Source organism: Brevibacterium mcbrellneri ATCC 49030, assembly GCF_000178455.1.
Lineage (GTDB): Bacteria > Actinomycetota > Actinomycetes > Actinomycetales > Brevibacteriaceae > Brevibacterium > Brevibacterium mcbrellneri.
Genome location: NZ_ADNU01000036.1, coordinates 1 through 14,199, shown reverse-complemented (window position 1 = coordinate 14,199; position 14,199 = coordinate 1). Strand labels below are relative to the sequence as shown.

12 protein-coding genes and 1 tRNA gene are annotated in these 14,199 nt (G+C 57.1%); 6 read left to right on the top strand and 7 right to left on the bottom strand.

Annotated elements, in window-relative coordinates:
- Positions 1-303 precede the first annotated feature (303 nt).
- Positions 304-391: transfer RNA gene (locus HMPREF0183_RS05660), tRNA-Ser, on the bottom strand.
- 394 nt (positions 392-785) lie between these two features.
- Here HMPREF0183_RS05660 and HMPREF0183_RS05655 point away from each other — a divergent pair.
- On the top strand, positions 786-2,360 hold the full coding sequence (locus HMPREF0183_RS05655; RefSeq protein WP_169309664.1) for an ATP-binding cassette domain-containing protein: 1,575 nt from the start codon (positions 786-788) through the stop codon (positions 2,358-2,360).
- Positions 2,357-3,304, top strand: coding sequence for a roadblock/LC7 domain-containing protein (locus tag HMPREF0183_RS13230; protein ID WP_245527118.1), 948 nt, complete (start codon positions 2,357-2,359; stop codon positions 3,302-3,304). The genes HMPREF0183_RS05655 and HMPREF0183_RS13230 overlap by 4 nt, the downstream gene beginning before the upstream one ends.
- A gap of 81 nt (positions 3,305-3,385) precedes the next feature.
- Here HMPREF0183_RS13230 and HMPREF0183_RS05645 read toward each other — a convergent pair whose 3' ends face one another.
- Positions 3,386-3,856 carry a nucleoside deaminase gene (locus tag HMPREF0183_RS05645; protein WP_280990788.1) on the bottom strand — a complete coding sequence of 157 codons (471 nt, stop codon included), beginning with the start codon at positions 3,854-3,856 and terminating at the stop codon, positions 3,386-3,388.
- Positions 3,857-3,860: 4 nt separating this feature from the next.
- Positions 3,861-4,400 carry a tRNA adenosine deaminase-associated protein gene (locus tag HMPREF0183_RS05640; protein WP_040348259.1) on the bottom strand — a complete coding sequence of 180 codons (540 nt, stop codon included), beginning with the start codon at positions 4,398-4,400 and terminating at the stop codon, positions 3,861-3,863.
- Between the two features lie 85 nt (positions 4,401-4,485).
- Between HMPREF0183_RS05640 and upp the strand changes: the two genes are divergently transcribed.
- The 3 genes from upp (at position 4,486) to HMPREF0183_RS05625 (ending at position 7,071) form a co-directional block, all read left to right on the top strand.
- Entirely contained in the window at positions 4,486-5,121 is a 636-nt protein-coding gene (upp, locus tag HMPREF0183_RS05635) for a uracil phosphoribosyltransferase (RefSeq protein WP_005883779.1), read from the top strand.
- Positions 5,122-5,277: 156 nt separating this feature from the next.
- Positions 5,278-6,057 (top strand): winged helix-turn-helix domain-containing protein, encoded by a 780-nt coding sequence (locus tag HMPREF0183_RS05630; protein WP_156798173.1) that lies wholly within the window; start codon positions 5,278-5,280, stop codon positions 6,055-6,057.
- A gap of 108 nt (positions 6,058-6,165) precedes the next feature.
- Entirely contained in the window at positions 6,166-7,071 is a 906-nt protein-coding gene (locus HMPREF0183_RS05625) for an endonuclease/exonuclease/phosphatase family protein (protein WP_005883775.1), read from the top strand.
- Positions 7,072-7,117: 46 nt separating this feature from the next.
- On the opposite strand, the gene HMPREF0183_RS05620 is transcribed toward HMPREF0183_RS05625, so the two are convergent.
- From HMPREF0183_RS05620 to HMPREF0183_RS05610, 3 genes are all read right to left on the bottom strand, one after another.
- Positions 7,118-8,317 carry a MarP family serine protease gene (locus tag HMPREF0183_RS05620; RefSeq protein WP_005883773.1) on the bottom strand — a complete coding sequence of 400 codons (1,200 nt, stop codon included), beginning with the start codon at positions 8,315-8,317 and terminating at the stop codon, positions 7,118-7,120.
- A gap of 2 nt (positions 8,318-8,319) precedes the next feature.
- Positions 8,320-9,990: a PrsW family intramembrane metalloprotease gene (locus tag HMPREF0183_RS05615; RefSeq protein WP_005883771.1), complete on the bottom strand. Its 1,671-nt coding sequence runs from the start codon at positions 9,988-9,990 to the stop codon at positions 8,320-8,322.
- A gap of 162 nt (positions 9,991-10,152) precedes the next feature.
- The gene (locus HMPREF0183_RS05610; RefSeq protein WP_005883769.1) at positions 10,153-11,643 is read right to left on the bottom strand and encodes a malate:quinone oxidoreductase; all 1,491 of its coding nucleotides are present in this window, start codon (positions 11,641-11,643) and stop codon (positions 10,153-10,155) included.
- A gap of 182 nt (positions 11,644-11,825) precedes the next feature.
- On the opposite strand from HMPREF0183_RS05610, the gene HMPREF0183_RS05605 reads away from it, so the two are divergent.
- On the top strand, positions 11,826-12,593 hold the full coding sequence (locus tag HMPREF0183_RS05605) for a nuclear transport factor 2 family protein (RefSeq protein WP_005883766.1): 768 nt from the start codon (positions 11,826-11,828) through the stop codon (positions 12,591-12,593).
- Between the two features lie 103 nt (positions 12,594-12,696).
- On the opposite strand, the gene HMPREF0183_RS05600 is transcribed toward HMPREF0183_RS05605, so the two are convergent.
- Positions 12,697-14,079: an NAD-dependent succinate-semialdehyde dehydrogenase gene (locus HMPREF0183_RS05600; protein WP_040348257.1), complete on the bottom strand. Its 1,383-nt coding sequence runs from the start codon at positions 14,077-14,079 to the stop codon at positions 12,697-12,699.
- Between the last annotated feature and the right edge of the window lie 120 nt (positions 14,080-14,199).

Here is a 14,199-nt window from a genome sequence, read left to right as displayed (position 1 = left end):
CACACCTTGATATCAACCGGCAAAAACTTCAGCACTTGCAGCAAAGCTACTTCCAAAGGCGTGTTGCCCACCACAGCTCGATTTGATGTGTTGGGCAAACGCCCTTTTTGTTCGTTTTGTTTATGTTTTCAGCCCAAAATCAACACATTATTCTATACAGCTGACGAACAACAGTTCAGAGGTACAGAGAAAACCACCTGACATGTGCCACACAACTGACACGCCCAACCCATACACACATTTTGGCCTATAACCCAAAAGTCTCGGGACATCGAGTGAACGATGTCCCGAGACTTCACAACGCGGTAGCGGTGGGATTTGAACCCACGGTAGGGGGTTGCCCTACACAACATTTCGAGTGTTGCACCTTCGGCCGCTCGGACACGCTACCGCGGAATACTCTATTGTGAGCGCTATATCTAAGTCAAACCTCTAGGAAACTCACACATAGTCCACGAGTAGAACTGCGATACCAAACTGCACCCACCACGCCCCCATCAACCCTGCGAGGAAGATTACTTGAGACTCCCACCCCGTCACTGCGAGGAATCGACAGCGAAGCACCACGAAAGTTGAGGAAACAGCCCGGTCGACGTATGAAGAAATGTGAGGGCTTTTCGTTGAACAGCGCCGATCACGCGGCAAACTCGTGTAGACCGCGTTTCGCGTACACTACACCGAGGACCCACTCTTTCGATGATTCTCAGCGTGGCGCTAAACACGGGTGCGAACAATGATTCTGTACTATGGTGGAGGCACTGTTTCTGTACTATGGTGGAGGCTTAATGACCAGCGATGTTGTTTTGACGGTTGATGGGCTGACTGTCAAACACAGGTCTCAAACCGCTCTCGATGATTTGTCATTCACGCTAAAACGCGGAGAGGTTCTTGGCATTGTCGGTGCCAACGGTGCAGGCAAATCAACGCTTCTGAAGGTGTTGTCCGGCGGAATCACCCCCAACGCGGGTACAATCACTTTCGCGGATGAAAAGTTCACCCCGGCAAACGAAGCTGAAGCTCTAGCCATCGGCGTAGGGTACATTCCGCAACGCATTACAGTCGACGAAGATCAGACCGTCTACCAGACGATGTTTCGCACATCGTACCGGTCCAAACTGTCGGATGACGAGAAGCGCTCTGAAGCCAACCGACTCCTTAAAGACAACGGCGTTTCCATCTCTGCTGACGAATATATACGCGATCTCGTTCAAGCTGAACGCACAATGGTGGAAATCCTGAGGCTCGCTAACGAAGAAACGTCCTTGATCCTGCTGGACGAAGTGTCCGCAACCTTCAACGACCACGAAATTTCACTCGTTCATGATCTGATCATCCGCCTGTCCAAGCAGGGCCGAGCCATTATCTATGTCTCCCACCGCCTGGACGAGCTACAGTCGCTTTCGAACCGTATTGCAGTGATCAGAGACGGCAAGCTTCGCTCCATCTTGACTCCCCTGGAAGCCGACCGTAAAACGATCACAGTCGAGATCTTTGACACTGAGGCTCCCGTTCCCACCAAAAAGCGCAACGAAATCGGCGACGAGATCCTACGGTTTGACAATGTCGCCCTCGAAGGGAAACTCTCTCCTACCACGTTCTCTCTCCGAAAGGGCGAAATCCTCGGCATCACGGGACTGCGCCGGTCAGGCGTCGAACAGCTGGCGGAAGTCATCAGTGGACAGGCGACCCACACTTCCGGAACCATCACCGTCAACGGTGAAGAAGAGACGTTTTCAAGTCCAGATGAGGCACTTCAATCGGGAATCTTAACGTTGGGAGAAAACGATGGTCAGGTTGACTACGGGGAAGGTAACCTCCTCGCGTCGGAGTACTCCAAAGTCAACGAAGACGGTGAGTCTTTTGCCGTCCAAGTCGAGAGCTTCAGGGAGCTACTCGCAACCCTCAAAGAGCTGAGGGTAAAGACCCCGGGCATTCAAAGAAAGATCGGCGAGCTATCCGGAGGCGATCAGCAGAAACTTGCTGTGGCGAAGACTCTGCACAGCGATGCGAACATCTTCGTGCTCAATCAACCCACCCGCGGAGTTGATGAGCTTTCGCGACAAGCTGCATATAAGCTCCTGGAAGAAGTCACCAGCCGGGGCAGCGCGTGCATCCTTTTGTCCTCAGACATCAGCGAACTCCTCACCTTAAGTGACAGAGTGGCTGTTATGCGTGATAACAAGCTTATCGGACCGCTCGACACCGACGGATTCACGGAAGACACAGTCATGATGATTGCTCTTGGGTATACCCCCTTCCGCACATCAAGCAAGCGACGCTCTTCGTCGAACACAGAGTCGAGCACCGAACCAACCACCAAGTTACCCACAGACAAGGGTGTTCGAGGTGAGTCTGGATGAGTTTCAACTTTTTCCGCCGCTCACCCAAGCCGCGAGATAAATCGCAGACTGATGAACCTCATGTGACCGATACTTCACACACAATGCAAACCCTGCCGGACACGGAGACGCCGGGTCAGATCGCTCAATCTAGCGTGCGGCATTACGGTGCCGTACAGCCGCACGTAGCGGGATCAAATGATCCCGTGACAAAGTGGCACGAAAAAGCAACAGGTCACGAACGCGTCGTTCACAACCAGCAAGACACCAACTACGATGCGGACTCATACAACGTAGATCCCGCCGACGCCCCTGACCACCACGCGGGTGCTGAGGCAAAACACGTGGCCAATCAGTCGCGCGACTACTTCCCAACAGCTTTTGAAAGTTTTGGTCAACGGCCACTCGCCACAGAGACCAACACCGTCAATGATCATTCAAATGAACCCACGCCACTTTTCACTGAAGTCCGCGACTATACTTCCAATGTCAGGACTGAAGAGTCCATCTCACAGCATCCTGGCAAAACTGAGCAAAACAACGATTCATTTTCCGAGGCGAGAAAACCTCGGTCAGAAACGAAAGAGAGCAATATGTCAACAAATATCCAAGCTTTCATTCACGACCTGATGGAGATTGAGGGCGCTACTGGCGCTGCAATCGTCGACATCGCATCCGGCATGGAGCTCGGAAGCGGAGGCAACCCGAACTTTGATCTCAATGTCGCTGCAGCCGGAAACTCTAATGTTATTCGTGCCAAGTTGTCCACGATTTCTGATCTTGGAATCAATGAAAGCATCGAAGACATCATGATCACACTCGAATCGCAATACCACCTGCTGAGCGTGCTCAACAGTTCGACGACGGAAGGTCTATTTATCTACCTCGTTCTCGATCGTCGCCACGCGAACTTGGCGCTCGCACGCCACAAGCTGAAAAAGCTTGCTGAGCAGATCTCGGTGTGATTCATGGCTTAGCCTAAGTTTGTTGAATGAAGGGCTTGTAGGGGACAGCGTATGCTGTCCCCTCGATACATTTAGGCACCCTCACCTGCGAGCAGCGAAGAACTCCTCTAACACGTGAACGGCTTCAACCGACATGACCCCCGCATAGACCTGGGGCCTGTGCAAGGAACCCCGGTCACGTGGCAGATCCCACTGGGACCCACACGCCCCCGCCTTTTCGTCGAACGCCCCAAAAACAATCGCGTCCACCCGCGCACCCACGGCTGCGCCTGCACACATCGCGCACGGTTCAAGCGTGACCACCAGGGTCGCGCCGTCTAACCGCCACCTCCCCAACCTGGAGGCAGCAGCGCGCAGAGCTACGACTTCGGCGTGGGCGGTGGGGTCCCCATCAGCTTCACGCCTATTGCGCCCCCGCCCCACAACTTCACCGTCCACCACAACGACAGCACCAACCGGAACATCGCCACTGGTGGCACATGCGCGAGCTTCACCTAGCGCGAGCTGCATCCACGCGCGGTGATCAGACCGACTCTGCAGAGGACTCACCAGGTTCTTAGCGGGTAGCCTCGAGAGCTTCAGCGAACCCCACGATTTCACCTACGTGCGCAACAATCCGGGCAGGGTCCGCAGAGTGCTTCTCGCACTGGTCCAGCAGGTCGCTGGCACTGACCCCGAGGTCGTCGAAAATGTCGGAGTCGCCACCCCACGTGGAGTCTTCGTCCGGGAACATCGCTGACTCAGACTCATCATCGTCACTAGGCTCTTCATAGTCGTCATCGAAGTCGTCACCGTCTTCGAGCTCGTACTCGTCAAGAGGCGAGTCGAGGTAGTCCTCAAAGAGGTCCGCATATGGGCTGGCTTGGGCGGCATCGATGTCAGAAATAAACACTTTGATGTTGTCGGCTTCGGTGAGGCGCACAAGGGCGAACCATTCGTCTTCGCGTTCGACAATCGCGACGGCTTCGCAGTCCTCACCTGCAACAGAGCGGAGGGCGTCGGCCAGCTCGTCCAGGTCTGACCATTCTTCAACGTCGATATCTACAGGGCGGTATTCGTCACCGGCCTGAGCAACGGCGGCAGTGAAATATGACATACCTCAATTGTTACCCATGATCCGGCCGTGCGCACCCCCGCGCGTGACGCGAATTACGCAATGCATATAAGGCATAATTTTTGACATGGAACTTCACGTTGCCGACCACCCTCTGATCGCCCACAAGCTCACCGTTCTACGTGACGAACGAACCGATTCGGCCCGTTTTCGTCAGCTCACCGACGAACTCGTCACCCTTCTTGCGTATGAAGCCACCCGCAATATCCGTGTGACAGACAAGCACATTCGCACGCCCGTAAAGGAAACTGTGGGTGTCGAACTGGCCACCCCACGCCCTCTCGTGGTGCCGATTCTGCGTGCCGGGCTGGGAATGCTCGACGGCATGATGCGCATGATCCCTACGGCGGAAGTGGGTTTCCTAGGCATGGTACGCAACGACGAAACCCTCGAAGTGACCACCTACGCAGAACGGTTGCCTAGCGACTTAAAGAACCGCCAGGTGTACGTTGTTGACCCCATGCTTGCCACCGGAAACACGCTGATCATGGCCATTGAGTACCTGTTGGAACGCGGGGTGTCCGAGGTGACCGCAGTGTGCCTGGTATCGGCGCCTGAAGGTGTGAAGGCTGTCAGCGACCGCTTTGAGGGACGCGCCAACATTTCGGTTCACACGGCTGCGTACGACGAAGGCCTGAACGACGACGCATACATCGTGCCGGGGCTGGGCGACGCTGGCGACCGCTTGTACGGCGTGGTGTAAACGCCTGCACCCGCCACCGCTAACGCACCTAAGCACACGTTCCAGACCTACCCGCAGACACCTCGGCGTGTCAAATAGTGTCATAATTCTTCACATCGACGTCTTTTATGACATGGTGAATGAGCCCAGCCTCCTCGTATGAAGAACAATGACGATATGACACAGCAACGGAACGGTGGACCACTCCCCCAGCGTCGTCCCTCATCAACAAGCGCCGCACACCCCCGAAGCGCGGTCGCGATGCGCCGCCAGGGCTCACGCCTTGCACCGGTCGACGCCGAACAAGCACCCCGCACGTTCGGTCCCGCTGGCGTCACTCAAACCCCTCACGCTGCCCGTGGCATCGCCATTTACATTGGTCTGGACGAAGAAAAAGCCGCCCAGGACGGCACCAACCTCACCCAGATCGCACAGGCGCTCCAGGACTACGCTAAGGAACTCGCCTCCCAGGCAGAGACCTCGGCGGTCATTGCTTTGGCACCAGAAGGCCGAGGTCGTGACCTGGAAGCGGTCCGCGCCGCCTTGAGCGGCTCCCCAGCCGCAACCGGCGGAACAGCCGGTCAGCACGGGCCGCTTCGCACCCGCATCCCCTCACGCATCCAACCTCCAGCGATGCGTGAAGACTTGGGCCTCCGGGTAGATATTCCTCGTCGCGAAATCTACGTGGATGGTGCCCCGCAGAAGATCACTGCCAAGGAGTTTGACCTGCTGGCAACACTGGTGAGCCACCCCGGCGAATCCCTGTCCAGGGAACAGCTCATCGAAAAAGTGTGGGCTGGCCAAGACACCGACGAACGTACTGTTGACGTGCACATTCGCCGACTCCGCAACCGTTTGGGGTCATACTCTAGTGTGATCCGCACTCTCCGAGGTGTGGGATACAGGTTCGACGAGCACCCCGATGTATCCGTGTGGCTCGCGACAGCAGTGAAATAAGTCTCGCTGCAGTAGGCGTACGCTCCTTCTGAGCACCGCTCAACCTTCATAAACCCTGCAAAAGTGCTTATAACCGCGGTCAGAGTATGGCCGTAAAGTTGAGAGACAATGCGCAAAGGGACTTTTGTTTTTCTCATGGGGGCAGGGCTCACTGCCCTGCTTCTGCTACACCATTTGATTCCAACCACCCGCGGACTCGCTCTCATGGTGGAAAGCGTGCTCCCGTGGACAGGAGTTCTTGTTGTCTTTCTTTTGGTCCTGGGACTCATCCGGTTCTCCGTGTGGTCCGTGATCGGTGTAGTTATTCCCGCGCTGGTTTGGGGGTCAATGTTTGGCATGTATCTCAAGCCCGCCGGTGAACCCGACCACACCGATATTGTGGTCGCTACTCAAAACGTGGGCGCACGCCTCCCTCAACCCTCAGCCACCGCGTTGAACATTATTAAGCGCAAACCTGACATTGTGACGCTCCAAGAGATCGAGTCCTTGTCTGGCAAGATCATCCGCGAACAAATGGACAAGAACTTCAAACACCACAAGGTGAGCGACACGGTGGGCTTGTGGTCCAAGTGGCCTATTAGCGACATTGAAGAAATCGATTTGGGGCTGTCCTGGCCACGCGCTTTTGCCGCCACTGTCAAAACCGACCACGGGGACGTGCGCGTGTATTCGGTTCACATGCCGTCAGTGCGCCCAGGCAGTGAATCATTGCGTAACGCTGCTCTGCAAACGGTTGCGCAGAAAGTGTCGGAGGACCCGGCCCAGAGGGTTATTGTCGCCGGAGATTTCAACTCCACAAGCACTGACCGCTACTTTGCTGACCTCAACGATTCGCTCACGGATACTCGGCGCGCAACCGGCGGAGGTTTCGGTTTTACGTGGCCAGCCAAGTTCCCGGTGGCGCGCGTTGACCACATCATGGTCCGTGGCATGGAACCAGTGTCAGACACAGTGTTGCCACGCGGGACGTCTGATCACAGGGCAATTGTTGCAGGCATCAATGTAAACGACTAACCGGTCAGCACACCTAAAGCACTCATCACGCTAAGTAGCCAGCCACCTATTTACCCGTCAGCATGGGGCACTTCCCTGATGGGAGGGGCCGTTCCGCATTGCGTCCTTGGCGCAGAACTGACTCGATTTCGCCTATTGTCAGCGCGTAACCCGTCTCCTTGTCGTTCAGGGACGTGGCAAAAACCATTCCTACGGCCCGACCGTTCTTATCTAGCAAGGGACCGCCAGAGTTTCCCTGACGAATGATCGCGCGCAATGAGTATACGTTTCGAGTGACTGATTCGTCGTCGTAAATGTCTGTGCCCCGCGCCCTCAGTGTTTCGCGTGTGCGCGCTGGTGAGATCGTGTAACCACCGTTACCAGGGAATCCAACGGCTACTGCGTCAGCACCTGCCTTAAGGTCGGCCCCGGTATCCAAAGGTGTGGCGGCCAAACCCGGAACCCGCAGAACAGCGACATCACGTTTGGGGTCAAAAGCCACCAGCTGAGCGTCAAACACTTTCCCTTTTCCTTTAACCTGGACCGTGAGACTGGTCGAACCGGCTACGACGTGCGCGTTCGTAGCGACGTGTTCCGGTGCGAACACCCAACCGGTTCCAGACTGCAGATTGTCACACACGGTCTCGTCAGTTCGCACTTTGACCACTGACCCACTGACAGACTTGCCCACCTCAACCATTTCCGGGTTCGGCTCGCCAATCCCCCGGATACGCTCAGGCTGCCCCTTAAAAACCGTGGGGAACCCGTAGTTCACAAGCGCCCTATCCAAGGTCCCCACAACCACGTTGGGGTCAGCGGGCATGATCCAATCGGTGACCGCAACGATGCGCGACTCGGCAACAGCCCGGTTCAACTGCACAAAAGGTGTTGTCCGTATCCACGTGGCAGCTAACCACACGCACAGCAAAAACGAGACGACACCAACGAACGCACCCAGCCCAGCGTCAACCCACTTCCCAGGAGTCTTGTGCAAAACCCGCCGGAGCCACATCCCCAGCCAGCCACCAAAGCCGGCAACCACAAAACCCACAATCAGCGGGGCCAGAGGAACAACCCAGGCGGGAACGACCTCGGCGTTGGCACTTCCATTCACCCAACCAACAACCGGACCGGCCAAAACCCGCCCCAGCGCAAACCCCACAACGAACCCCACAAAAGAGGACAAGGACACGATAAGACCGCGCCTCCACCCTGCAAAGGCCGTGGTGATCCCCACGAAAGCGAGGATGAGGTCAGGGGCGGGCAATATCAGAAACCTCCAGGCTGCCCGGCAGCGTGCATGAGCGCCGAACGTTCCTGAGTGAACTGATCCAGCAAGTAACGCTCACGTTCCTGCTCGCCAGCCCCACCAACTCCACCAACGATACGCATACGAGTGGTAGCCAAGGCGGTAGAGGTTTTGATCATCTTCTTCATGTGTTGCTTACCCGATGGGTATCGTCCTGCCCAACGCTTACCAGCGCGACGGCCCTTCCACGTGCCAAGCATTTCCACCTCGGCGTGGGTGAGCCAACCAGCGTTCGCGTAGTCACCCAAGTTAGCGCGTGTCTGCTTTGTTTCGTTGAACTGCAGGAAGATCGCCAGACCGAACCAGATCGAGGAAATCAGCAACGACGGGACGATGATCACCACGATCGCCGCGAGGAACGATGAGGGTCGCAAGAACGTGGCCAAACCATTCCACAGGGCGTGGAGGAACATTCCTGCGAGCAAGCCCGGAATCCACATGAGGATAATCGACCACCACTGGCCACGACGGGCCGCCAAACCAATAGTCACACCTGCACACATGGTGAACGTGGAGTGCAAGAGTGGGGACAGCAAACAACGCACAATGAACGTCATGATGAGGGAGGCCGCACCCACGCCGTACTGCGCACCGCTCATGTACGCGCTTGACAGGTACAAAATGTTTTCGGTGAATGCGAATCCTGCTCCAGCGAGTGAGCCGTACACCCACCCGTCCAGGGGCCCTTCGAAGTAGCGGCGAGCAGCCAACGCGATAACCACCAGGATCATACCTTTGGTGATCTCTTCAAAAATCGGCGCCATGACAACCGCACTAATCGCGCCACTTTCGTCGGTAACCCCGGCGCCTGCCATCAAATACTCCAGCGGGAACCGGAAAATCAACGTCAGGATGACCGCGGCAACGCCACCCCATAGGATGCACAAGCCCATTGCGACTTTAGGTTGGGGTTTCCAACGGTCGAACCACAGCACCATACCGATGATGAGGAGAAGCGGGAAGAACGACAGAAACATCGCCACGAATGTCACGAGACCCGACGACAGAGTCATGAACAAGAAAAGGATGGCGAAGCCCAACAGCAACAGGCCACCCAAAGCTAGAGCGATGACCAGGCGGACAATGTCGCCGGTGTCACTGGGTTTCTGTGCAACGCTCGGGGTGACACTGATCGCCTGCGTGGTCCATGGAGCCTGAGCAGGTGCCCCCTGGTGGGTCTCAACGCGGTTTTGGATACGGAGAGCCTGCGTGTGTGAAGGTGCGAAGCGTCCTTCGTCGTATGTGCGTTGGTGTACCTGGTCCGAGGTGTGATCTTGGAACCCGTACTGGTAACCGCCGTACTGGTTGAAGTTGGCCGGCTGCTGTTGCTGCGCGCCAGGGCTGAACCGTTGGTGGTCGGCGGGTTGGCTGCCGTACTGTTGGCCGCCGGGCTGGTTACCGTATGGCTGCGCCCCTGGCTGACTGCCGTACTGCTGACTGCCGGGTTGCTGGCCACCAAATGGTTGGCTGCCGGGTTGCTGGCCACCAAATGGTTGGCTGCCGTACTGCTGGTTGCCAAACTGTTGGCCACCAGGCTGAGAACCGTAAGGCTGTGCGCCCGGTTGACTACCGAACTGATTATTACCGTGGCCCTGGTTGCCCTGACCGTAAGGATCGTACTGGTTCGACATTCGCTTCCTTCACGTTGTTTGCTAAAACAAGCATAAGCGCTTTGGCCCTACACGCTTTTGCGCGAAAAGTAACAGGTCCGCTACTTCTCTCTCCACACGAACGCCGAGGTCGTAGCGGTAGTCGCTACGACCTCGGCGTGATCTGTAAGGAGTGCTGACAAATTAGTCGTTGTCAGGTGCCTGGGTCTGCAGGGTACGGGCGCTGTATTCCGACACCTCGTTGAGCAGGGTTTCGTCCTGGTGCAGTTTGCGACCCAGCGATGGAATCATCTGCTTGAGCTTAGGTTCCCAGCCGGTGTACTGCTGCGGGAAGCAACGCTTGAGCAGTTCCACCATGATGGGGGTCGCAGTGGATGCACCTGGGGACGCGCCCAGAAGTGCGGCCAGTGAGCCGTCGGCAGCTGCCACGGTTTCGGTACCGAAGCCTAGGACGCCACCCTTCTTGGGGTCACGCTTCATCACCTGGACGCGCTGACCTGCTACCAACATTTCCCAGTCGTCACGGTTGATGTCTGGGGTGAAGTCAGCGAGAGCTTCAAAGCGCCCCTTCTTGGTTTCAGCCAGCTGGGTCACCAAGTACTTGACGAGGTCGAAGTTGTCTTTGGCCACGTTGAGCATGACCGGCAGGTTGTTGCCACGCACGCTGAACGGGAGGTCGAAGATCGATCCACCCTTGAGGAATTTGGGGCTGAAGCCAGCGTAAGGGCCGAACATCAGGTACTTCTTGCCGCCAACCACGCGAGCGTCTAGGTGAGGAACCGACATGGGTGGGGCACCAACGGAAGCCTGGCCGTAAACCTTAGCGTGGTGACGTTCAACCAGGTCTGGGTTCGCGGTGCGCAGGAACAAACCGGAAACAGGGAATCCGCCGTAACCGCGGGCTTCCGCGATGCCGGACTTCTGGAGCAGTGGAAGTGCACCACCACCAGCACCGATAAAGACGAACTTAGCGTTAACGTCGAAGGATTCTGCACCCGTGTGGTCGTGAACACTGACTTTCCAGCCGTCAGCCGTGCGGTTGAGGTCGGATACAGAGTGGCCGGTGCGGATCTGTGCGCCGCGCGTACCCATGTGGGCCAGAAGTTGGCGGGTGAGCGATCCGAAGTCAACGTCGGTGCCTTCCTTGATGCGGGAAAGGCCGTTGACCTGGCCAGGGCCACGGTTTTCAAACATGAGTGGAAGCCATTCGGCCTGTTCAGCAGGGTCGTCGGTGAATTCCATGTCCCGGAACAGCGGGTTCTTCACCAGGGTTTCGCGGCGAGCGCGAATGTAGTCCCGGCCCTTTTCGCCGCGCCCGTAGGACACGTGTGGAACCGCGTTGATGAACGACGACGGGTTGGTCAAAACACCTTCGTCAACAAGGTACGACCAGAACTGGCGTGACACGTGGAACTGTTCGTTAATGTTGACGGCTTTGGTGATGTCGATGTCACCGTTTGCCAGCTGTGGCGTGTAGTTGAGTTCGCACAGAGCAGCGTGACCGGTACCCGCGTTGTTCCATGGGTCTGAGCTTTCGCGCGCAACGTAGTCGAGGCGTTCGTAAACACGAATGGACCATTCGGGCTGGAGTTCGGCAAGCATTGTGCCCAGGGTGGCGCTCATGATGCCACCGCCGATCAGCACAACGTCGACGTTTTCTTTCGTGTAGGACATGTTTACCCTTCTCAAGCCTGGTGACCCTTTATCTAGGGCTTGCTTCCTCTACAAACTCTACTCCTTTCATGCCATGGGCTAAACACCGGCTCCCAGCTAGGGGTTCCGCCACGCTTCTTGATGTGATTAGACTGCAAGAACAGGCAGTTCACTCTGCACCGCTACGTGGAAGGACGTCAGTCATGGCAGATCACGGACAGTTCGTACTCGACACCCACACTCGACTGTTTCACCAACACGACACTTCAGTTTTAGACACGGATTTCACGGACGATTTCGTAGAGCACTCACCACTTGTAGCCGGTGACCGTGCGGGCCTGAAGAAGTTGGTGGAAGACGCCGGCGAGGGACTGAAATACGAAAACTCGCGCGTCATTTCAGACGGCGACTTGGTTGCTTTGCACGGCAAGTTCACGGGACTCGATGACGACGTTCTGGTGGGCTTCGACATTTACCGGGTGAAAGACGGCAAGATCACTGAACACTGGGACAGCCTGGTTCCTGAAGCTGCCCCCAACGAATCGGGGCGCACACAGCTGGACGGTCCAACTGACCCTGATACGTCAGCTGACACTGAGGCGAACCGCGCCCTGGTGGTCGAGTTCTTCGAAAAGACCCTGGTGGGTGGCGACTACTCCGGCTTTGAAACGTACAGCAAGGACGGGCGTTTCGACCAGCACAGCCCCGACATCGCCGACGGCATCCCAGCCGTCATCGACTTCCTGGAGAAGCTCCGCGAGGCGGGTGAAGGCTTGGAGTATGACAAGATCCACCGCACAGTAGCGCAAGGCGACTTCGTGCTCACGCACTCTGAAGGCAGCATCGCCGGCACCCGTCACGCGTACTGCGAACTGTGGCGCGTAGAAGACGGCGCGATCGTCGAACTGTGGGACGCAATCAGCGAGGTCCCCGCAGACGACCAAGCTGTTCACAACCACGGGGTTTTCTAACCCACTCCCCGCAAACCAAAACGGGCCCGAGGTCGGAGCAACGACCTCGGGCCCGTTCTTCTATGCGCGGTTTTGGTTGGGGCGGCTGGACGCCGGGGCGCGGTTAGGCGCCTTCTTCGCCAACCCAGTACAGGCGCTTATTGACGAATTCGTCCATACCAACTGGACCCAGTTCACGGCCGTAACCGGAGCGCTTCACACCACCGAATGGGATGCTTTCGCCTTCCGCGGCGTGGGTGTTGATCTTGGCCATACCAACTTCAAGTTGCGAGCCGACCTTCTCTGCGCGTTCCTTGTCCTGCGAGAACACGGAACCGCCCAGGCCGAACTGCGAGTCGTTGGCGAGTTCAAGGGCTTCTTCGTCGCTGGAAACCTTGTAGACCACGGCGATTGGGCCAAAGAACTCTTCGTAGTACACGTCGGAGCCGCGTGGAATGTCGGTGACGACAGCAGGGCTGATGTAGGCGCCCTTGTCGGAGAGTTCACCGCCCACGCGAATGTTTCCGCCTGCTTTCTTGACGTCTTCCAGCTGTCCGGCCAGTCGTTCAGCGGCTGAGCGTGAGGACAGTGGCTGGAACACGGTTTCGTCGTCCGAGGTGTAGCTACCTGGGGTCATCTTGGAGGCGAGCGCTTCGAGTTCGGCGACGAATTCGTCGTAGATGTCGTCCATGACGATCATGCGCTTGTTCGAGTCGCATGCCTGCCCGGTGTTGTACATACGGGTAGCCCACGCGTTGGCGGCTGCTTCCTTGACGTTGTCGGCGTCGAGGATGATGTATGGGTCAGAGCCACCGAGTTCCAGGACGGCCTTCTTGAGTGCCTTACCGGCCTGTTCAGCGATGATGGCGCCGGCGCGTTCCGAACCGGTGAGGGAAACACCTGCGACACGGTTATCAGCGATCACGGTGGAAATCTGATCGTGGGTTGCGTACAGGGTTTGGTACACGCCCTTTGGCACGCCAGCGTCGTCCATGATCTGCTGGATTGCGGCAGCTGACTTGGGGCAGATTTCAGCGTGCTTGAGCAGGATCGTGTTACCCAGCACCAGGTTAGGTCCGGCGAAGCGGGCCACCTGGTAGTACGGGAAGTTCCACGGCATGATGCCCAGGATCGTTCCGATTGGGCGGCGTTCCAGAACAGCGTGTGCGCCGTCGACTTCGAGGTCAAGGTCGCCGGTGAGCTTTTCACCGTTGGTGGCGAAGTAACCGAAGATAGCGGAGCAGAATTCGGCTTCTTCAGCGCCTTCGGAGTGGCGCTTGCCCATTTCTTGGCCGATGATGTCGGCGAGTTCGTCTTTTCGCTCGTCGAACAGGGCGGCGACTTTAGCCACAATGTCAGCTCGTTCTGACATGGGGCGTGCCGACCATTCTTTGTACGCGTCATTCGCGAGGGCGAGAGCTTCTTCAATCTGTGCGTCGGTTGCGTTGTCGAAGGTTTCAACAACGTCACTGGTTTCGGGGTTTTCTACGCGGTAACCGTTTGTCATCACATCTCCTTGAAGGTTGACTCGCATGTACGGTCAGACTAACACCGCTGGTCACGCATGTGGAGGGGTGAGTCTTGGTTCTGAGGCTTCTTTGAGTGGGTGGGCGCGACTGTGCAAAAG